Below are 17,485 nucleotides of genomic sequence, written 5' to 3'. Positions count from 1 at the left end.
CCCAGCCGGCGCACGCCTGGAGCGGTACAGGCGGGTAGGCCGGCCGGAGACATCCGTTGACTCTCTCGGGGTGCGGATGCAGGATGAGTGCTCGGCGACTTCGGGAGGTTCCTGTGGCGGAGGTTGTGCGGGCGGCGTTGGTGCAGACTTCTTGGACTGGTGACAAGGAGTCGATGATCAAGGCGCATGAGGAGTATGCGCGGCAGGCGGCGCAGGCGGGGGCGAAGGTTATTTGCTTCCAGGAACTTTTTTATGGGCCTTACTTCTGTCAGTTGCAGGATCCCAAGTTCTACGAGTACGCCGAGAGTGTGCCGGGGCCCACTACTGAGCGGTTCCAGGCGCTGGCCGCGGAGCTCGGTCTGGTGATGGTGCTGCCGATGTACGAGCAGGAGCAGGCGGGGGTGCTGTACAACACGGCTGCCGTGATCGATGCTGATGGCAAGTACTTGGGGAAGTACCGGAAGAACCATATTCCGCAGGTGAAGGGGTTCTGGGAGAAGTTCTACTTCCGGCCGGGGAACCTGGGGTATCCCGTCTTTGACACTGCGGTCGGGCGGATCGGGGTCTACATCTGTTACGACCGACACTTCCCTGAGGGGTGGCGGGCGTTGGGGCTTGCGGGGGCGAAGATCGTGTTCAATCCGTCGGCGACGAGTCGCGGGTTGTCGGCGTACTTGTGGCAGCTTGAGCAGCCTGCGAGTGCGGTGGCCAACGAGTACTTCATCGGGGCGATCAACCGGGTCGGGATCGAGTCGGACTACGGGGACAACGACTTCTACGGTACGTCGTACTTCGTGGACCCGGAGGGGAAGTTCGTGGGGGAGGTCGGGCACGACCATGACCCGGAGCTGATCGTGCGGGACCTGGATCTGAACCTGCTCGACACGGTGCGGGACCGGTGGCAGTTCTACCGGGATCGCCGGCCGGACGCTTACGGGGACCTGACGAAGCCGTAGAGGGAGCCAGAATGACGTTGCTGGTCAAGGGTGGGACCGTGGTCGGGCCGACCGGGACGCAGTTGGCCGACGTGCTGGTGCAGGGGGAGAAGATCGTTGCCCTGCTCGATCCGTTGTTCAGTGCAACGATCACGCCGGACGAAGTGGTCGATGCCACCGGCAAGTATGTGATTCCCGGCGGGATCGACGCGCACACGCATATGGAGCTGCCCTTCGGCGGTACGGCGGCCAGTGACACGTTCGACACGGGGACTCGGGCGGCTGCCTGGGGTGGTACGACGACGATCATCGACTTCGCCGTACAGAAGACCGGTGAGGTGGTGCAGGACGGCCTCCAGGCCTGGCATACGAAGGCCGACGGGAACTGTCATATCGACTACGCGTTCCACATGATCCTGGGCGGCGTGGACGGTGATTCACTGAAGGCGATGGATGCGCTCGTCAGAGACGAGGGGATCACGAGTTTCAAGCTGTTCATGGCTTATCCCGGGGTGTTCTACTCCGATGACGGCCAGATCCTGCGGGCGATGCAGACCGCGCGGGAGAACGGCGCGATGATCATGATGCACGCGGAGAACGGCATCGCCATCGACGTACTGATCCAGCAGGCGCTGGCGCGGGGCGAGACGGATCCGATCTATCACGGGATCACCCGGCCGGCGGCGCTGGAGGCCGAGGCGACGAGCCGGGCGATCGCACTGGCGGAGGTCGCGAAGGACTGCCCGCTGTACATCGTGCACCTGTCGGCGAGCGGGGCGCTGGAGGCGGTGGCGAAGGCGCGAGATGCCGGACGCAACGTTTTCGCCGAGACCTGCCCGCAGTACTTGTATCTGACGCTCGAGGACCAGCTCGGCGCGCCCGGGTTCGAAGGGGCGAAGTGGGTGTGTTCGACCCCGCTGCGCAGCAAGCACGAGTCGCATGCGAAGGACCTGTGGAAGGGGTTGCGGAGCAACGATCTGGCGATCGTGTCGACCGACCACTGCCCGTTCTGTATGAAGGATCAGAAGGAGCTCGGTCTCGGCGACTTCTCGAAGATTCCGAACGGGATCGGCGGGGTCGAGCACCGGGTCGACCTGATCTACCAAGGTGTCGTCGACGGGCAGTTGTCGTTGGAGCGCTGGGTGGAGACGATCGCGACCACGCCGGCCCGGATGTTCGGGCTGTACCCGCAGAAGGGGATCGTCGCGCCGGGCTCGGATGCGGACCTGGTCATCTACGACCCGAACGGTACGACGCGGATCGGCGTCGGGACGCATCACATGAACATGGACTATTCGGCGTACGAAGGGGTCGAGATCCAGGGCCGGGTGGGCACAGTGATCTCGCGCGGCGAGGTGATCGTGGCTGACGGCAACTACCATGGCCGCAAGGGTCGCGGCCGGTACCTGAAGCGCGGCCTGTCGTCGTACCTGGTTTAGGGGGCAGCTGTGGACTTCGGAGTGGTGTTCCAGTGTGATCCGCCGGCGTCCGCGGTGGTGGAGTTGTCGGTGAAGGCGGAGGACGCCGGGTTCGACTACGTGTGGACGTTCGACTCGCATCTGCTGTGGCAGGAGCCGTTCGTCATCTACAGCCAGATCCTGGCGTCGACGCGACGCGTGATCGTCGGCCCGATGGTGACGAACCCGGGGACGCGGGACTGGACTGTGATCGCGTCGCAGTTCGCCACGCTGAACGAGATGTTCGGGAACCGCACGGTCTGTGGGATCGGCCGCGGCGACTCGGCCTTGCGCACGCTCGGTGCTCAGCCCGGCACGATCGCCGACATGAAGCAGTGTGTCGAGGTCGTGCGGTCGCTGGCGCGCGGCGAGACGGTGACCCATCGCGGTCAGGAGCTGAAGCTCGGCTGGGTGAAGGACGGCGCGCTCGACGTGTGGGTGGCGGCGTACGGGCCGCGGGCGCTGGCGGCGACCGGTCAGGTCGGCGACGGATACATCCTGCAGCTGGCCGATCCGGATATCGCCGCGTGGATGATCGCCGCGGTACGGCGTTCTGCGGAGGAGGCCGGCCGGGACCCGGACGCGATCAAGTTCTGCGTGGCAGCACCGGCGTACGTCGGCGATGACCTCGAGCACCAGCGTGAGCAGACCCGGTGGTTCGGTGGGATGGTCGGCAACCACGTCGCCGATATCGTCGCGCGGTACGGCGACGGCGGCGGCGTACCGAAGGCGCTCACCGACTACATCGAGGGCCGCAAGGGCTACGACTACAGCCAGCACGGCCGCGCCGGCAACACCCACACCGACTTCGTCCCCGACGAGGTCGTCGACCGCTTCTGCGTCCTGGGCCCGGTCGAGAACCACCTCGCCCGCCTGGAGGAGCTCAAAGCGCTCGGGGTCGACCAGTTCGCCGTCTACCTCCAGCACGATGCCAAGGAAGAGACGCTCGCGGCCTACGGCAAAGACATCATCCCGGCCTTCTCATGAGTACGGCGCCTCGCCCGGGCATGGAGTCACTCACCCTGATCCTCCTCCGCCGCCCGGCGAACCCGCCCGACCTCACCGACGACGAATCCGATGCCGTCCAGGCGGCGCATCTAGCCTTCCTCGACAAGCTCCGCACGGAGGGCGTGATGGGCGCGGCCGGACCCTTCCGCGAGCAGACCGACGAAACGCTCCGCGGACTCTGCGTCTACCGAGTAGGCCTCGACGAAGCCCGCCAACACGCGGCCGCAGACCCCGCCGTACAGGCCGGAATCCTGGTCGCCGAGCCCATCACCTGGTGGTTCCGCGAAGGCGAAATCCAGCTCGACGGAAATATGACTGATAAGTTATAGTCTGCTCTATGGGTTGGACGATCAGACTTCACTCCGCAGTTGAGGCGTGGTACCTGGAGCTCTGTGACGGTGATCCGGAGTCAGCCGACCTGATCGAAAGCGCGGTTGATCTGCTGGCTCATGAAGGGCCGGCGATCGGTCGGCCGCTGGTTGACAGGGTGAGAAGTAGCCGGTTTCACAACATGAAGGAACTGCGTCCGGCATCATCGGGTCAGAGCGAGATTCGGATGCTCTTCGCTTTCGACCCGATGCGCGAGGCCATCATTCTGGTGGCGGGGGACAAGTCGGGTCGGTGGGACAGTTGGTATCGCGTGGCAGTTCCGCTGGCGGACGAGCGGTTTGCTGAGCATCTGATCGAACTGAAAGTGGAGGAGTGAAATGAATACATACTCCAACTGGGAAGACGTCAAGGCCAAGGCCCGGGCGATTGATCCGCGGACGCCCGCGGAGCGTGCGGCGGCGAAGCAAGCTGCGCACGAGCGGACTGAGGCTTATGTGCGCGGGCATCAGCTTGCCGAGATGCGGAAGGCCGCCGGGATCACCCAGGTCCGGCTGGCTGAACTACTTCAGGTCTCGCAGGCGCGGGTCTCGAAGATCGAAAGCGGCGAAGTCTCAGGAATCGACGTCGTCCGCGCGTACGTGACTGCTCTGGGTGGCACTGTCGAGGTGGTGGCGACTCTCGGTGAGCGCACCTGGAAGGTGGCCTGACCTCACGGCGCCCAGCGGTAGCCGCCGGGGAGTAGGGCGGTGATGTGGACTGAGCCGGGGGCGTCGGGGCCGGGGAGGATTACGCGGATGTCTGGGTGATAGTCCAGTAATACTTGGCGATCTCGGCCGCAGGGGGCCTGGACGCCGCGGTTTTCGTTGCCTACGGCGACGATGGTGGTGAGGTCGCGGGCGCCGGAGGCTCGGGCGTGGCCTAGGGCAACGAGTTCGGCGCAGGGGCCGCCGGTGAAGTGGTAGAGGTTGATGCCCGCGAACAGGCGGCCGTCGGCGTTGCGGACGGCCGCGCCCATCGTGTAGATGCCGTCGGGGCCGTCGGTGTTCTCCTCGACGGTACGGCGGGCCAGGTCGATCAGCTCGTGGTCTTCGGGGGTGAGGGGGCGCAGGTCCATCAGCCGGCGATCCGCTTCAGTTCGGCGTCGACGACGGACTTGACCGCCTTGATCTCGGTGGCCGGGTCGGAGCCGCTGCGGATGATCCGGTTCAGGGCGTCGGAGTACGCCGTGCCGGACTTGGGGGACCAGAGGATCGGCGTCTGGGCGTGGCCGTTCTCGTTGACAAACTTGGCGGCCTCGGCGGCCGGGCCGGACTTCAGCTTCTCGGCCTTCTCGACCAGCGACTTGCGGGCCGGGATGTGGAAGCCGTAGGCCTGGGCGAAGTCGAGCTGCTTGTCGGTCTGGTCGACCCACAGCCATTTGACGAACTTCTTCGCGGCCTCGACGTTCTTCGACTTCGAGCTGACGCAGGAGCCGTAGGCGCCGACCGGGACGCTCGGGGCGCCGGTGGTCGCGTTCAGCTTCGGCCAGGGGAGTACGCCGTAGTCGTCCTTGAACGCCTTCTCGATCGCGGGCAGGGTCCACAGGCCGGTGAGTTGCATCGCGGTCAGGCCCTGCGTGAATGCCGACGGGTCGGACCAGTCGGCGGGTGCGCCGAGCAGCAGCGCCTTCGACGTGAACAGTTCGCGGAGCTTCTTCAGGGACTCGGCCGCGAGCGGGTCGTCGAAGCCGAACTTGCCGTCGTCGGTCAGGTAGTCGAGACCGGCCGACCACAGCGCGGGACCACCGAGTACGCCGACGCCGCCGTCGTTGCCGACGAACAGGCCCTTGACCTTGTCGGTGGTCAGCTTCTTGGCCGCGTCGATCAGTTCGTCGACGGTCTGTGGCGGCTGGACGCCGGCCGCGCTGAGCAGGCTCTTGCGGTACACGAGCAGCTGCATGTCTGCGACCTGCGGGATCGCGTACAGCTTCCCCTGGTACGTCATCCGCTTGATCAGGGACGGCGTGAAGTCGGCGGCAGCCTCACCCGGTACGTCGCTCAGGTCGACCACCTGGCCGGCTTTGATCATGTCGATCGTCGGGCCGTTGCCGTACTCGAACACGTCCGGGCCCTGCTCGGTGAGCAGCGTGGTGGCGACCTTCTTGTCGTAGTCACCCGGCGACCACTGGACCGTCACGGTCGCATCCGGGTACTCCTTCGCGTACCGCTCGACCGCCTGCTGGGTGCCGGCCTCGCCGTACTGGTGGTACCACTGCGACAGCGTCGCCTTCGAGCCGTCTCCGCCGCCGCTGTTGGGACGGCCTGAGTTGGAACCGCAACCGGCCACGGCGACCGCCGCCAGACCGCCGCCAAGCCCCAGCACTTGCCGCCTGCTGAACCCGCCCATCACGCCGCCTCCAGAACCGTAGGGTCCCTCGACCCTACGACTCGTGGGGCTCTCGCCGCGGGGATTTCCGCGACTTGGTCAAACGATTGAGGAGTCAGGCGTCGGAGAGGCGGGCGATGGTGGCGGAGGCGCGGCGGACGATCGGTACCGGGCCGGCGGGCAGGACGTCGCCGATGAAGGTGTAGTGCTTGAGGATCTCGGGGTCGACGTCGCCGGGGCGGTGCCTGCTGTGGTCGCGGACCCAGTCGATGATGTCGCCCCAGCCGGGCGCCGCCAGCGAACCGCCGAAGTGCTGGACGGACAAACCAGCGCACAGGTTGCCGAAGGCGAGGCGGTGCGCCAGCGGCCATCCGCGGAGGGTGCCGAGGACGAGCGAGGCGAGGAAGACGTCGCCGGCACCGGTCGGGTCGTACGAACGCACTGGCAGCGCGGGGATGTGCTCCTCTTCACCGGTTTCGGAGTCGATCGCCAGTACGCCGTCCGCGCCGTTCGTGACGACCGCGAGGGGAACCCGCTCGGCCAGTTTGTGCAGCGCGGCCTTCGGAGTGTCGGTGCGGGTGTACGCCATCGCCTCGGCCGCATTCGGGGTGAACGCGTGGAACCCGTCCAGTACGTCGAGCACGGCCGGAGACCACTCGTCGGTCGGGTCCCAGCCGACGTCGCCGAACAACAGCGCGCCGGACTGCTTCGCCTGCTGAACCCAGTCGGGCAGGTCATCGGCGACCGGGACGATCGCGGACCTGGCCTTGAGCCCGGGACCGACCAGTTTGCTGGGATCGCCGGGAGCCTCGTGCGCGTGCGTGACCATGGCCCGGTCCCGGTCGATCGACATCGACACGGTGACCGGGGAATGCCAATGGCCGATCCGGCGGGAGTGCGAGAGGTCGACACCCTCCTGGTCGGCCAGGGTCCGCCAGCAGAAGTCGGCGTACACGTCGTCGCCGAAGACCGCGGCCAGGCCGCTGCGCAGACCGAGCCGGCTGGCGGCGATCGCGAAGTTCGCGACCCCGCCCGGGCACGACCCCATCCCTTCGGCGAAGATCTCGGTCCCGGTCGTCGGCGCGGACTCCAGCCCGGTCAGCACGATGTCCAGGAACACCGTTCCCTGGACGAAGACGTCGTACGCCTCGGACTCGTCGATCACGGTGACCTCGTTCCTTGTCATTCTGGGCCGACCGCGGAGGGCGCGCGTTTTGTCGGTGACGGATGGAATGCTTCTACGTAACATCATCGACCGGTCACCGGTGCCGAACAGGGGAGGAACTCGATGGTTTTGGGGGTGTGTCGGTGATTCCGGTCTGGATCTCCGTGGTCGGCGTCGTGATGACGGTCCTCAGCCCGCTGCTGGCGCTCGGCGGCGTCGCGCTGGGCGCCTACCTGACCCGCAAGTCCGATCGCGAGCTGGACACCTGGCGGCACCGCGAGGAGACGATGCGGATGGTGCGCTGGGCGGTCGAGCAGATCCTCGACGGCGACGAAGCCGGCACGGATGCCGGTGTCGTCACGCTCCGCTCACTCATGAGGTCGGAGCTGTTACAACCAGAGGACTACGACCTCGTCGCCGCGCTGACCGCCGCCGTGGCGATCGACCGCGTCGGCGCGGCCGCGTACGCTGAGATTGCAGACGCCGAGATCGAGGTCGTCGAGGGAGACGGTGAAGATGGCTGAGAAGAAGACCGTGACGGTCTCCCGCCAAGCCGTGGAGCTGGCCCGCCTACACGTAGAAGCCGCCCGCCGAGCCGGCCGCAAACCCGACGCCGCCGTAGCCCGCATAGCCGGCGCCCGCCCGGCCCCCGGCACCGGCCCGTCCCCCGCCCCGGCCTGATCCACCTGCGGAGTCGGCACTTCGCCGTACGACGCGCGCACGGCCCCGTACGCCGGGTATCGGACTCCGCTGGTGTGGGTGGTCGGCGGCGCGCCGGGGACGGGCTAGGCTGAGCGCGGCCGCTTCGGTGGCGTACGGTGCACCACGTGGTTACCGCTGCGTCGCTTCCTGTTCCCGACCACGGCCGGATGATCCCGTGATCCGCTTCGAGAATGTTTCCAAGACGTACGAGGGCCAGACCAAGGCCGCTCTGCTGAACGTCAACGTCGAGATCGAGAAAGGCGAGTTCGTCTTCCTGGTCGGTACCTCCGGGTCCGGCAAGTCGACGTTCCTGCGCCTGGTCCTGCGTGAGCACCGGACGTCCAAGGGTCACATCATGGTGGCCGGCAAGGACCTGAACCGGCTGGCGAGCTGGCGGATCCCGCAGATGCGGCGGCAGATCGGGACGGTGTTCCAGGACTTCCGGCTGCTGCCGAACAAGACGGTCGCCGAGAACGTGGCGTTCGCGCTGCAGGTGATCGGCAAGCCGCGGTCGCACATCCGCAAGACGGTGCCCGAGGTGCTGGAGCTGGTCGGGCTCGAGGGGAAGCAGGACCGGCTGCCGGACGAGCTGTCCGGTGGTGAGCAGCAGCGGGTCGCGATCGCGCGGGCGTTCGTCAACCGGCCGATGATCCTGATCGCCGACGAGCCGACCGGAAACCTGGACCCGGCGACGTCGGAGGGCATCATGAAGCTGCTCGACCGGATCAACCGGACCGGGACCACGGTCGTGATGGCCACTCACGACGTGTCGATCGTCAACCAGATGCGCAAGCGCGTGATCGAGCTGGAGAACGGTCATGTCGTCCGCGACGAGTCGCGCGGCGTCTACGGCTACCAGCACTGACCGCTGCCGAGTACTCCGGCGAATGACAGGGACTGACTGAACAATGCGTTTGAACTACATCCTCTCCGATCTCGGCATCGGCCTGAAGCGGAACCTGTCGATGACGATCGCGGTCGTCGTCACCATCTGGGTCTCGCTGGCACTGTTCGGCAGCGCGCTGCTGGCCAACGAGCAGGTCGGGCTGATGAAGGGCAACTGGTACGGGAAGATCCAGATCTCGGTCTTCATGTGCACCAAGGACTCCGGCGGCCGCGGCTGCTCGGGCGCCGAGGTGACCCAGGACCAGAAGAACCGGATCCGCCAGGTGATCGAGTCGAACCCGGACACCGCGCCCGACGGCGTGTTCGGCGAGTCGAAGAAGGATGCCTTCGCGCAGTTCAAGAAGCTCTACAAGGACTCGCCGATCGCCTCGACGGTCACCGAGGACCAGATGCAGGAGTCCTTCCGGGTCAAACTGCGCGATCCCAAGCAGTACCAGAACCTGGTCAGTGCGGTCGCCGGCCTGCCCGGCGTCGACAACGTGCAGGACCTGCGGCAGTACCTCGATCCACTGTTCAAGGCCCTCGAAGGCGTCCAATGGGGTGCCTACATCTCGGCCGCCCTGCTGCTGGTCGCCGCGTTGATGCAGATCTCGAACACGATCCGACTGGCGGCGTACGCGCGACGCCGGGAGATCGGGATCATGCGACTCGTCGGCGCCTCGAACTTCTACATCCAGCTGCCGTTCCTGCTGGAAGCGATCCTGGCCGCGCTGATCGGCGCGGTGCTTGCCTGCGGCACCTTGTGGCTCGGCGTGTACTTCGTGGTGATGCGACGCGCCCAGGAAACGTTCAAGGTCTGGCAGTGGGTCGGCGCCACCGAAACCTTCCGTGCCACGCTCATCATGGTCGTGGTCGGTCTGGTCCTCGCGGTGATCCCGACATTCCTGACGACGCGGAAATACCTCAAAGTCTGACCTGCGTGACTTATCGTGCAGTGGAAGTCTCATTGCACGACAACTCAAGACGCAAGGGGTCGACCTGTGGTCCCGCACTTCCCCGGTGCAGACCCGCGTAAGCGGGCGAGCATCCAGCGAGACGACAGCACCGGCACCTCGGCCACACCGCGCCCGCGGTCCCGCACGAGACCGCAGGGGCGGCAGACGGTCGTTGCCGCATGCTGCCTTGTCCTGTCCCTGTCCGCCGGAGTCCTGGCGGCGGTTCCGTCTGCCCAGGCGGATCCGCCCGATCCAGCCCAGAAGAAGAAGGAACTCGACGCCCAGCTCGGTAAGTCCAAGGCCGAACTGGCCGAGGCTTCCGACCAGCTCGGCAAGTCGGTCACGGCTTACACCAAGGCCGACGCGAAGCTGAAGGTCGTCCAGACCCGGTACGCCGCGGCTCAGGGCAGGCTCGCGGCCGCCAAAGCCGCCGATCTCGTTGCCGCGGGCAAACTCGCGCGCGCTGAGCGAGCACTGCGGAAAGCCGTGGCCGACGTCGAAGCCGGGCAGCGGGCACTCGCGGAGAAGCGCGCATTGGCCGGTCGCGCCGTACGTTCGGCGTACCAGCAACAGAACAGTTTGGTCGGCCTGAGCATCGCGCTGCAGGGCGCGTCGCCGGCGGATGTTGCCACCGGCATCCAGGTGCAACGGAACGTGTTCGGCATCCAGAGCAACGCGATCACCAACCTGAACAACGCGCAGGCGCAGCTCGCCAGCCGGCAGGTCAAGGTCGCCGCTGCCGAGCAGTCCGCCGAGGCTGCGCGGGCCGAGTCGGCCAAGACGGTCAAGGAAGTGACCGAGCTGACCAGGCAGGTCGCTGCCGACAAGGCCGAGGCCGAGGCGGTCACGAAGGAGAAGCTCGTCCTCTACAAGCGGGCGGAACGCGAGAAGATCGCCGAGCAGACGCAGTACAACGCACTGCTTGCCGAGCGCAACCGGGTCGAGCAACTCCTGATCGCCCGGGCCCGTGCCGAGAAGGCCGCGGCCGAGCGTCGCCGGGCCGCCCGGGAGAAGGCTGAGCGCGAGAAGGCCCGCCGCGAGGGCCGGCCGCCGCGTCCGGTACCGAACGATCCCGAGGACAATGGCGGCCGGCTGAGCAGGCCGATCGACAGCTACATCACGTCGCCGTTCGGGATGCGGTTCCACCCGATCCTGCACTACTGGAAGCTGCACGACGGCACCGACTTCGGTGGCGCCTGCGGTACGCCGATCCGCGCCGCGGCCAGTGGTCGGGTGACCGACAAGTACTACAACGGCGGCTACGGGAACCGGCTGTTCATTTCACACGGAGTGATCGGCGGCTCGTCCGTCACCACCGTCTACAACCACCTGTCCCGCTACAAGGCGCGCGTCGGCGAACGCGTCACCCGCGGCGAGATCATCGGGTACGTCGGTACGACGGGGTACTCGACCGGTTGTCACCTGCACTTCATGGTGTACCAGGACGGCCGGGTGGTTAATCCGATGAAGTGGTTCTAGCGGTCGGCGTTGCCATTTCCTTCGCACCAGCGACGCCCAGGCGGGCACCTCGCTGCGTTGGAGGACGCGCCACGATGAACACCGCATCGAGGCACGTCCTCCGCCTTGCGATGCACCCACCTGGACGCCGCTGGCACTGAAGCAAATGACAACGCCGACCGCCAGCAGTCTGAGATACTGGTCGGATGGTGAAACAGACCGGCCAGCAGAAGCCGATCGCGCAGAACCGGAAGGCGCGACACGACTACCACATTGAGGACGTCGTGGAGGCCGGCCTGGTGTTGACGGGGACCGAGGTGAAGTCCCTGCGGCAGGGCCGGGCCTCCCTCGTCGACGCGTTCGCCGCTGTCCGCGGTAACGAACTGTGGCTCCAGGGAATGCACATTCCGGAGTACAAGCACGGCACGTGGACCAACCACGAACCCCGCCGTACGCGCAAACTCCTCCTGCACAAGGACGAGATGGCGAAAATGGTGAAGGCCGTCGAGCAGCAAGGCGTCTCGCTGATCCCGCTGTCGCTGTACTTCAAGGACGGTTACGCCAAGGTCGAGCTGGCCACCGCCCGCGGTAAGAAGGACTACGACAAGCGGCATGCCCTCGCCGAACGCCAGGCCAGCCGTGAGGCCCAGCGCGCTCTCTCCGACCGTACCCGTCGCAGGGACTAGGGTCCCCTCAGGGGTGTCTCCGGGGCGCACCCGATGGGGTGGAGGCCGCCGGGCGGAGACAGTGGATGCATGTCCACTTCAGAGCTGCGGGTGACGACCGAACAGCGGGATCGCGCCGTCGAAATTCTTCAGGAAATGTACGCCGATGGTCGCGTCGACAAGTTCGAGTTCGACACCCGCCTCGAGCTGGCGTTGAAGTCGCAGACGCGCGCCGAGCTGAACAGCACGTTCGACGGCCTGATGGCGCGCCCGGTCCCGACGTACGTCCCGGCCGCCTTCAGCCGCCCGGCCCCGCTCCAGCGCTACAACACCGGCGACGGCCGCGGCATGGGCACGGTCGCCCACTGGCTCGGCTACCCGACCTTCTTCGTCGGCCCCGCCCTGGTCGTCGCGACCGCGGGCCAGAAGAACCCCGCCGTACGACGGCATGCCGTGGAAGCGCTGAACTTCCAGCTGACCGCGTTCATGGCGTTCGCCGTACTGGGCATCCTGACCGGCGTGGTCGGCTCGTTCCTGGGCTTCGCGTTCCCGATCCTCGGCGTGATGTGGTTCATCCTGACCGGCGTCGGCGGCATCGCGACCGCGGCCGGCTCCAACTTCCGCTACCCCTTCACCCTGCGCCTGATCAAGTAGGGGAATCCCAGGTGCGAGCAGCTTGTTGGACTTGATAGTGTGGATCTTCCACCCGAGGTCTGGGTGGGAGTTTGACAACTCAACAGGGGGTGAACGGTTTCGACTTTGGACGTTAGTTTCAAGAGAAGCGAGCCGAGGATCCAGGGTTATCTCGTAAACGATCTCTGGAAACCAATAACTGCCAACTCTAACGTTCGCAGCAGCTACTCTCTCGCCGCCTGACGGCCTGAGAACTTAAAGTAGCGGTCAGCCCGGGGATGCTTCCGACCCGGATCCTGGCCTCAGCTAGGGAGCTTGCTTTGTTAGCCCGGTCACGGGGTTAACACGGGACATTTACAGTGACTGAGTCTGTCAGCGACATGTCTGTTTGAGCGCTGGGACTGAGAAAACGCCTTAACAGACTGCGCTCGGAGAAGCCTTGAGGCAACGCTGAAGGACGCGGGTTCGATTCCCGCCACCTCCACCCCTTGAAAAGGCCGGCCCCCTCGTGGGGGCCGGCCTTTGTCGTGCTTACGACGTGGTGCAGAAGGTGGCGGTGAGGAGTTTGGTGAGGGCCTTCGGGAACTCGGTGGCGGGGTTGATGTCCTGGTCGCCCATGGTGACGGAGGCGGTCAGGGTCTTGGTGCCGTCGGGGGAGCTGTACATGATGGCGCCGTAGCCGGCGGGCGGGCTGCCGTTGTGCTGGTAGACGATGCCGCCGCAGGTGGGGCCGAGGTCCTGGACGAAGAGGCCGAGGCCGTAGCCGAGTTTGCCGTGCGGGTCGCGCATCTGGGCCAGGAGTGGGGCGGGGAGGAGTTTGCCGCTCATCAGGGCGGAGATGAAGGTGCGGAGATCCTTGGTCGTGGAGATCATGTCGCCGGCGCCGGCCAGCAGGGAGAGGTTCATGCGGCTGACGTCGACCACCTTGGTCTCGCCCTTGTCGGTGTAGCGGTAGTAGCCGTGGGCGTGCGGGCCGGGGAGCTGCGTGCGGTTGCCCGGTACGACGGTTCCGGTCAGCCCGAGCGGGCGGATGATCCGGCGGCCGACCTCGTCGGCGTACGAGTGGCCGGTGACCTTTTCGATCAGGAGCAGGGCGACGGTGTAGTTGGTGTTGGAGTAGTTCTGGTCAGTGCCGGGGGCGAAACGCGCCGGCTTGGAGAGGGCGAAGCGTACGAGCTCTTCGGGGGTGTAGCGACGGAAGCGGTTGTCGACCCACTCTTGACCGACGACGGGGATGCCGGGGACGACTGTGCCGTCGTCGTAGTACTCGCCGGTGTACGCGAACAACCCGCTGGTGTGCTGCAACAGCATCCGCGTGGTGATCCGCCGGTCCAGGCCGAGTCGCGGCAGGTAGCCGGCCACTGGAGCATCCAGCTTGACCTTGCCCTCAGCCACGAGCTGCAGGACGACGGTTGCGGTGACGGTCTTGGTGACGCTGCCGACCCAGAACGACCCGTCCGTCGGCGGCTTCGCCGACGACCCGAGCTTCCGCACGCCGGCGCTACCGACCCACTCACCCTGCTTGTCGTGAACCCGCACCTGAACGCCACCGAATCCGGCGTCGACAAACCCCTGCATCGCAGCCTGCACCTCCGGCCGCGCAGCCGGTACGGCGCTCGCTGCGCCCGGGGCCGCCGTACCGGCGAGCACTGCCATGGACACTGCCGCGACTAGCAATCTCTTCACTCGACTGTTCATGTCGACAACATTCGCGACCCCCGCAGACGCCGTACTGACACCGCCCTGACACCAGGCCAGAGAGCTAGCGGAGGTCCCCGAGATCGAGGGTGATGGACATCGGGGCGGTGCTGGCGAAGGTGCCGCCAACGACCTGGTCGTCGAGATAGCCGAACTTGTCGGTCAGATGACAGGCCAACAGCGAGACCGGGTCCTGAATGTCGACGATCCAGTAATACGGGATCCCGGCGTCGGCGTACTCGGCCCGTTTCACCACGTTGTCGGTACGACGTGATCCCGGGGAGACGATCTCGACCACGATGAGCACTTCCGAGGCCCGGATCAGTCCGCCCTCGGTCCGCACACGTGGTCGGGCGGTGCGTCGAACGACGATGACGTCAGGTCTGCGCGAGAAGCCGGGTTGGTCCGCTGGAGCGAGCTCGAGGTCGATGTCCACGTCGGTGATGACCTCGAGATCCGAGGACAGTTGCGGCATCAATTGCAGGGCGATCCGCAGTGCAGCCATGCTGTGATCCGGGCTCGGGCCCGGCGACATCACGAGATTGCCCTCCATGAGCTCGGAGCGGCCGGAGCCGTCTTCGCCGAGCGCGGCGTACTCACCCACAGTGAGCAGATGGGCGGGCGGCAGCGGGACTGCTGTCATTGTCTCCTCCTCATCTCCGGGACCATCGTTCCATGCGCGCCGTCACCTGAGTTGCCAGCTGAAGGGCCGGGACGGCGGATGTCGACGCCCGAGGTGCCCGAAGGGGCTGGGTGGTGGGGCTGAAGAGGAGGATCTCGATTTGGTGACCTGTTGATCCGCGGAGGCGACCGTAGCGTGGTGCCGTCCGTCGGTGAGGAGTGGGGTCAGCTGATGCCGAAGATCGTCGAGTATCGAGGTGTGAGCCTCAACCAACGCACCATCGACATGATCGAGGCTGCCGAGTCGATCAGTGGGTTGAGGTTCGATCTCACCCAGGGCTCGTACAACGCAGGTGGCGTCCAAGCGTCAGCGGGCACTCATGACGGCGGCGGGGCAGTGGATATCTCACTCAAGGACCGCAAGACGAAAGTGCTGTTCCCGAAGAGCAGGCGGGAACTCGTTCGCGACTCGGCCCGGCAGGTCGGTTTCGCGGCCTGGATCCGCGATCCGTCCCAGTCGAGCCCGCCCTGGAAGTGGCACGTCCACGCGATCGCGATCGGGGACCGGGATCTGTCGGACGATGCGCGTGACCAGGTCACGGCGTACAAGAACGGCCGTAACGGCCTTGCCTCGAACGGCGCGGACGACGGGCCGCGCACGTGGGTCAAGGTGACGTGGGAGCAGTGGGAGAAGGCGCATCCGAACTGGAAGGAGCCGTTCACTGCAGCCCAGTACGAGAACCTGCTGCGGGAGATGAAGACCCAGGACGCGGCGACCCGCCAGGAGGTACTGCGGCAGGCGATCTGGATGCTGCGCTTCAACGCGCAGACTGTCGACGAGCGGGCCGCCGCCGGCAAGGCGTTCGATGACGCGATCGCGGCCGGGCAGTCGCTCAAGAAGGCGATGGCTGCCGCGACCGCGGTGATGTCGCCGATCAATGCCTCGCTCGCCGAGGCCGCGAAGAAGAACGGCTAGGACTCGCGTCGGCGGAAGGTTCTTCGGAGATCGCTGGTCCATTCGGTGGGGAGTTCCCACGGGATGAAGTGGCCGCCGTGCGGGTGCGCGGTGAGGTTGGTGTGGTTGTACCAGGGAGCCCGGTCGCTGGCGAGGAAGTGGTTGACGCGGGCTTCGGGGGTGGTGATGCCGGGTGGGTTCTCGTAGCCGACGAAGGTGATGCCGGTGGGTGCCTCGATCGCGGGTTGGCGGTCGTGGGACGGCGTCCAGGGGTAGCGGTTGTTGTTGGCGTAGGTGCGGATCGAGGTGTCGATGGCGTTGCCAGCCCAGTAAATGGTGGCGTGGGTGAGGATGTCGTCGGGGGTGAAGGGGTCGCCTTCGGACCAGCTCTGCCAGCGTTCGAGGATCCAGGCGAGCATGCCGGCGGGGGAGTCGGCGAGGCCGAAGCCGAGGGTGCTGGGGTGCAGGACATGGGCGGCGAGGTGAGCCGCGAAGCGACGTTCGAAGGCGATGACGCCGTCGTGGATGGTGGGCGGGAGATTGTCGGGTAGGGGATTGCCGCCGGTGAGGTCCCAGGCGCGGTCGCCGTTGAAGAAGTCCAGCTTGAGGCCGGAGCCGATGTGGATGCCGTACAGCTCGTCGGCGTACTTGTGGCCGAGCTGACCGGTCACCAGCGCGCCGACGTCGCACCCGGCGGCGGCGTACTTCTGGTGACCGAGGATGCCGGTCATCAGGTCGTGCCAGACGTCGGCGATCTTCCAGAAGTTCATGTCCGGGCTGGTCGGGGTCGAGAACCCGAAGCCAGGTAGGGACGGGACGATGACGTCGAACGCGTCCGCCGGATCGCCGCCGTACGCGCCGGGGTCGGCCAGTTGGTCGATCACCTTCGACCAGTGCCAGAACGTCCACGGCCAACCGTGGCTCAGGATCAGCGGGATCGGTGCCGGTCCGACGCCGGGCTTGTGCAGGAAGTGCACCGGTACGCCGCTCACGTCGACGCGATAGTTGTCGTAGGCATTGATCGCGCGTTCGGCGGCCCGCCAGTCGTAGCCGTCGGCCCAGTATTCGACGAGTTCCTGCAGGTCGGTACGGCGGACGCCGTAGAACCCGTCGTCGTTGCCGGTCTCTCGCGGCCACTTGGTTGATCGGAGGCGGCGGCGCAGGTCGTCGAGGACCTCGTCGGAGACGAGGATCGGGGTGGGTTCCAGGTGCATGGTTGCCTCAGGCATCTTCGGCTAGCTCGGTCAGGCGGGCGAGGACGTCGATGGACCCGGCCAGTACGGCGCGTTCGGCGTCGGTCAGTTGGTCGACGAGCTGGGACAGTTTGGCGACCCGGTTGGTGTGGCGGGAGCGGACGACGCGTTGGCCGGCTGGGGTGAGCGACAGGAGGATCGCGCGACCGTCGGTGGGATCCGGGCGACGTCGTACCAGCCCGTCCTGCTCGAGTTTGGCGACGAGGCTGGTCAGGGCGGGTTGTTTGAGCTGCTCGGTGGCGAGGAGATCGGTGAGTCGCAATGGGCCGCTGCGGGACAGGGTGTGCAGGACCGACAGCGTGGAGAAGTTGAACCGCTGCACGGACGGGAGCCGGATGAAGATCGTGTTGAAGTCCACGATCACCCGGGTCAGGCGTTCGGTGTCCACCTCGGTCATCAG

General features: G+C 66.4%; 21 protein-coding genes and 1 other RNA gene. 15 read left to right on the top strand and 7 right to left on the bottom strand.

Features of this window, described 5'->3' with window-relative positions:
• Positions 1-113: 113 nt before the first annotated feature.
• From ACFTSF_RS19890 to ACFTSF_RS19865, 6 genes are read left to right on the top strand one after another with little or no spacing between them, the layout of a single operon-like run.
• Positions 114-956 carry a nitrilase-related carbon-nitrogen hydrolase gene (locus tag ACFTSF_RS19890; protein WP_380155129.1) on the top strand — a complete coding sequence of 281 codons (843 nt, stop codon included), beginning with the start codon at positions 114-116 and terminating at the stop codon, positions 954-956.
• Between the two features lie 11 nt (positions 957-967).
• On the top strand, positions 968-2,374 hold the full coding sequence (gene hydA / locus ACFTSF_RS19885) for a dihydropyrimidinase (RefSeq protein ID WP_380155128.1): 1,407 nt from the start codon (positions 968-970) through the stop codon (positions 2,372-2,374).
• A 9-nt stretch (positions 2,375-2,383) separates the two neighbouring features.
• Positions 2,384-3,379, top strand: a complete 996-nt coding sequence (locus tag ACFTSF_RS19880) for a TIGR03842 family LLM class F420-dependent oxidoreductase (protein WP_380155127.1) — start codon at positions 2,384-2,386, stop codon at positions 3,377-3,379.
• Positions 3,376-3,729, top strand: a complete 354-nt coding sequence (locus ACFTSF_RS19875) for a YciI family protein (RefSeq protein ID WP_380155126.1) — start codon at positions 3,376-3,378, stop codon at positions 3,727-3,729. Before ACFTSF_RS19880 ends, ACFTSF_RS19875 begins: the two co-directional genes overlap by 4 nt.
• Positions 3,730-3,737: 8 nt before the next feature.
• Positions 3,738-4,106, top strand: coding sequence for a type II toxin-antitoxin system RelE/ParE family toxin (locus ACFTSF_RS19870; protein WP_380155125.1), 369 nt, complete (start codon positions 3,738-3,740; stop codon positions 4,104-4,106).
• 1 nt (position 4,107) lies between these two features.
• Complete coding sequence (locus ACFTSF_RS19865; protein ID WP_380155124.1) at positions 4,108-4,437, top strand: helix-turn-helix domain-containing protein; 330 nt, start codon at positions 4,108-4,110, stop codon at positions 4,435-4,437.
• Positions 4,438-4,439: 2 nt separating this feature from the next.
• Here ACFTSF_RS19865 and ACFTSF_RS19860 read toward each other — a convergent pair whose 3' ends face one another.
• The 3 genes from ACFTSF_RS19860 to ACFTSF_RS19850 all read right to left on the bottom strand — a co-directional run bounded on the left by ACFTSF_RS19860 (position 4,440) and on the right by ACFTSF_RS19850 (position 7,280).
• The gene (locus ACFTSF_RS19860) at positions 4,440-4,844 is read right to left on the bottom strand and encodes a cytidine deaminase family protein (protein WP_380155123.1); all 405 of its coding nucleotides are present in this window, start codon (positions 4,842-4,844) and stop codon (positions 4,440-4,442) included.
• Positions 4,844-6,115, bottom strand: a complete 1,272-nt coding sequence (locus ACFTSF_RS19855; RefSeq protein ID WP_380155122.1) for an ABC transporter substrate-binding protein — start codon at positions 6,113-6,115, stop codon at positions 4,844-4,846. The genes ACFTSF_RS19860 and ACFTSF_RS19855 overlap by 1 nt, the downstream gene beginning before the upstream one ends.
• A 94-nt stretch (positions 6,116-6,209) precedes the next feature.
• On the bottom strand, positions 6,210-7,280 hold the full coding sequence (locus ACFTSF_RS19850; protein ID WP_380155121.1) for a carbohydrate kinase family protein: 1,071 nt from the start codon (positions 7,278-7,280) through the stop codon (positions 6,210-6,212).
• A gap of 116 nt (positions 7,281-7,396) precedes the next feature.
• On the opposite strand from ACFTSF_RS19850, the gene ACFTSF_RS19845 reads away from it, so the two are divergent.
• The 8 genes from ACFTSF_RS19845 (at position 7,397) to ssrA (ending at position 13,045) form a co-directional block, all read left to right on the top strand.
• Positions 7,397-7,783 carry a hypothetical protein gene (locus tag ACFTSF_RS19845; protein ID WP_380155120.1) on the top strand — a complete coding sequence of 129 codons (387 nt, stop codon included), beginning with the start codon at positions 7,397-7,399 and terminating at the stop codon, positions 7,781-7,783.
• A complete protein-coding gene (locus tag ACFTSF_RS19840) occupies positions 7,776-7,940 on the top strand; it encodes a hypothetical protein (protein WP_380155119.1) in 165 nt (54 codons plus the stop codon). Before ACFTSF_RS19845 ends, ACFTSF_RS19840 begins: the two co-directional genes overlap by 8 nt.
• 196 nt (positions 7,941-8,136) lie before the next feature.
• Positions 8,137-8,826, top strand: a complete 690-nt coding sequence (gene ftsE / locus ACFTSF_RS19835; protein ID WP_132407842.1) for a cell division ATP-binding protein FtsE — start codon at positions 8,137-8,139, stop codon at positions 8,824-8,826.
• Positions 8,827-8,869: 43 nt separating this feature from the next.
• A complete protein-coding gene (gene ftsX / locus ACFTSF_RS19830) occupies positions 8,870-9,781 on the top strand; it encodes a permease-like cell division protein FtsX (protein WP_344158102.1) in 912 nt (303 codons plus the stop codon).
• Positions 9,782-9,847: 66 nt separating this feature from the next.
• Positions 9,848-11,281 carry a peptidoglycan DD-metalloendopeptidase family protein gene (locus ACFTSF_RS19825; protein ID WP_380155118.1) on the top strand — a complete coding sequence of 478 codons (1,434 nt, stop codon included), beginning with the start codon at positions 9,848-9,850 and terminating at the stop codon, positions 11,279-11,281.
• A gap of 185 nt (positions 11,282-11,466) precedes the next feature.
• Positions 11,467-11,946 carry an SsrA-binding protein SmpB gene (gene smpB / locus ACFTSF_RS19820; RefSeq protein WP_344158108.1) on the top strand — a complete coding sequence of 160 codons (480 nt, stop codon included), beginning with the start codon at positions 11,467-11,469 and terminating at the stop codon, positions 11,944-11,946.
• Positions 11,947-12,015: 69 nt separating this feature from the next.
• Positions 12,016-12,579 carry a DUF1707 and DUF4870 domain-containing protein gene (locus ACFTSF_RS19815; RefSeq protein WP_380155117.1) on the top strand — a complete coding sequence of 188 codons (564 nt, stop codon included), beginning with the start codon at positions 12,016-12,018 and terminating at the stop codon, positions 12,577-12,579.
• A gap of 85 nt (positions 12,580-12,664) precedes the next feature.
• Positions 12,665-13,045: a transfer-messenger RNA gene (gene ssrA, locus ACFTSF_RS19810) on the top strand.
• 44 nt (positions 13,046-13,089) lie between these two features.
• Here the strand turns inward: ssrA and ACFTSF_RS19805 are convergent.
• Both ACFTSF_RS19805 and ACFTSF_RS19800 read right to left on the bottom strand, forming a co-directional pair.
• On the bottom strand, positions 13,090-14,256 hold the full coding sequence (locus tag ACFTSF_RS19805; protein ID WP_344158117.1) for a serine hydrolase domain-containing protein: 1,167 nt from the start codon (positions 14,254-14,256) through the stop codon (positions 13,090-13,092).
• A 64-nt stretch (positions 14,257-14,320) separates the two neighbouring features.
• Positions 14,321-14,899 carry a Uma2 family endonuclease gene (locus tag ACFTSF_RS19800; protein ID WP_380155116.1) on the bottom strand — a complete coding sequence of 193 codons (579 nt, stop codon included), beginning with the start codon at positions 14,897-14,899 and terminating at the stop codon, positions 14,321-14,323.
• A 177-nt stretch (positions 14,900-15,076) separates the two neighbouring features.
• Here ACFTSF_RS19800 and ACFTSF_RS19795 point away from each other — a divergent pair, with 177 nt between their 5' ends.
• Complete coding sequence (locus tag ACFTSF_RS19795; RefSeq protein ID WP_380155115.1) at positions 15,077-15,853, top strand: hypothetical protein; 777 nt, start codon at positions 15,077-15,079, stop codon at positions 15,851-15,853.
• On the opposite strand, the gene ACFTSF_RS19790 is transcribed toward ACFTSF_RS19795, so the two are convergent.
• Together ACFTSF_RS19790 and ACFTSF_RS19785 are read right to left on the bottom strand one after the other, a co-directional pair.
• Positions 15,850-17,061 carry an epoxide hydrolase family protein gene (locus ACFTSF_RS19790; protein ID WP_380155114.1) on the bottom strand — a complete coding sequence of 404 codons (1,212 nt, stop codon included), beginning with the start codon at positions 17,059-17,061 and terminating at the stop codon, positions 15,850-15,852. The genes ACFTSF_RS19795 and ACFTSF_RS19790 overlap by 4 nt on opposite strands.
• Complete coding sequence (locus ACFTSF_RS19785; RefSeq protein ID WP_380155113.1) at positions 17,054-17,482, bottom strand: MarR family winged helix-turn-helix transcriptional regulator; 429 nt, start codon at positions 17,480-17,482, stop codon at positions 17,054-17,056. The genes ACFTSF_RS19790 and ACFTSF_RS19785 overlap by 8 nt, the downstream gene beginning before the upstream one ends.
• Positions 17,483-17,485: the final 3 nt, after the last annotated feature.

It is taken from the genome of Kribbella sp. NPDC056951 (assembly GCF_042674205.1).
Classification (GTDB): domain Bacteria; phylum Actinomycetota; class Actinomycetes; order Propionibacteriales; family Kribbellaceae; genus Kribbella; species Kribbella yunnanensis.
This window is presented reverse-complemented; position numbering and strand designations above follow the sequence as displayed.

Bases quoted from the DNA above. Each gene is read 5' to 3' on its own strand.
- hydA (WP_380155128.1), top strand. From the start codon at position 968: ATGACGTTGCTGGTCAAGGGTGGGACCGTGGTCGGGCCGACCGGGACG.
- ACFTSF_RS19875 (WP_380155126.1), top strand. From the start codon at position 3,376: ATGAGTACGGCGCCTCGCCCGGGCATGGAGTCACTCACCCTGATCCTC.
- ACFTSF_RS19870 (WP_380155125.1), top strand. From the start codon at position 3,738: ATGGGTTGGACGATCAGACTTCACTCCGCAGTTGAGGCGTGGTACCTG.
- ACFTSF_RS19865 (WP_380155124.1), top strand. From the start codon at position 4,108: ATGAATACATACTCCAACTGGGAAGACGTCAAGGCCAAGGCCCGGGCG.
- ACFTSF_RS19860 (WP_380155123.1), bottom strand. From the start codon at position 4,844: ATGGACCTGCGCCCCCTCACCCCCGAAGACCACGAGCTGATCGACCTG.
- ACFTSF_RS19855 (WP_380155122.1), bottom strand. From the start codon at position 6,115: ATGGGCGGGTTCAGCAGGCGGCAAGTGCTGGGGCTTGGCGGCGGTCTG.
- ACFTSF_RS19850 (WP_380155121.1), bottom strand. From the start codon at position 7,280: ATGACAAGGAACGAGGTCACCGTGATCGACGAGTCCGAGGCGTACGAC.
- ACFTSF_RS19840 (WP_380155119.1), top strand. From the start codon at position 7,776: ATGGCTGAGAAGAAGACCGTGACGGTCTCCCGCCAAGCCGTGGAGCTG.
- ftsX (WP_344158102.1), top strand. From the start codon at position 8,870: ATGCGTTTGAACTACATCCTCTCCGATCTCGGCATCGGCCTGAAGCGG.
- smpB (WP_344158108.1), top strand. From the start codon at position 11,467: ATGGTGAAACAGACCGGCCAGCAGAAGCCGATCGCGCAGAACCGGAAG.
- ACFTSF_RS19815 (WP_380155117.1), top strand. From the start codon at position 12,016: ATGTCCACTTCAGAGCTGCGGGTGACGACCGAACAGCGGGATCGCGCC.
- ACFTSF_RS19805 (WP_344158117.1), bottom strand. From the start codon at position 14,256: ATGAACAGTCGAGTGAAGAGATTGCTAGTCGCGGCAGTGTCCATGGCA.
- ACFTSF_RS19800 (WP_380155116.1), bottom strand. From the start codon at position 14,899: ATGACAGCAGTCCCGCTGCCGCCCGCCCATCTGCTCACTGTGGGTGAG.
- ACFTSF_RS19790 (WP_380155114.1), bottom strand. From the start codon at position 17,061: ATGCCTGAGGCAACCATGCACCTGGAACCCACCCCGATCCTCGTCTCC.
- ACFTSF_RS19785 (WP_380155113.1), bottom strand. From the start codon at position 17,482: ATGACCGAGGTGGACACCGAACGCCTGACCCGGGTGATCGTGGACTTC.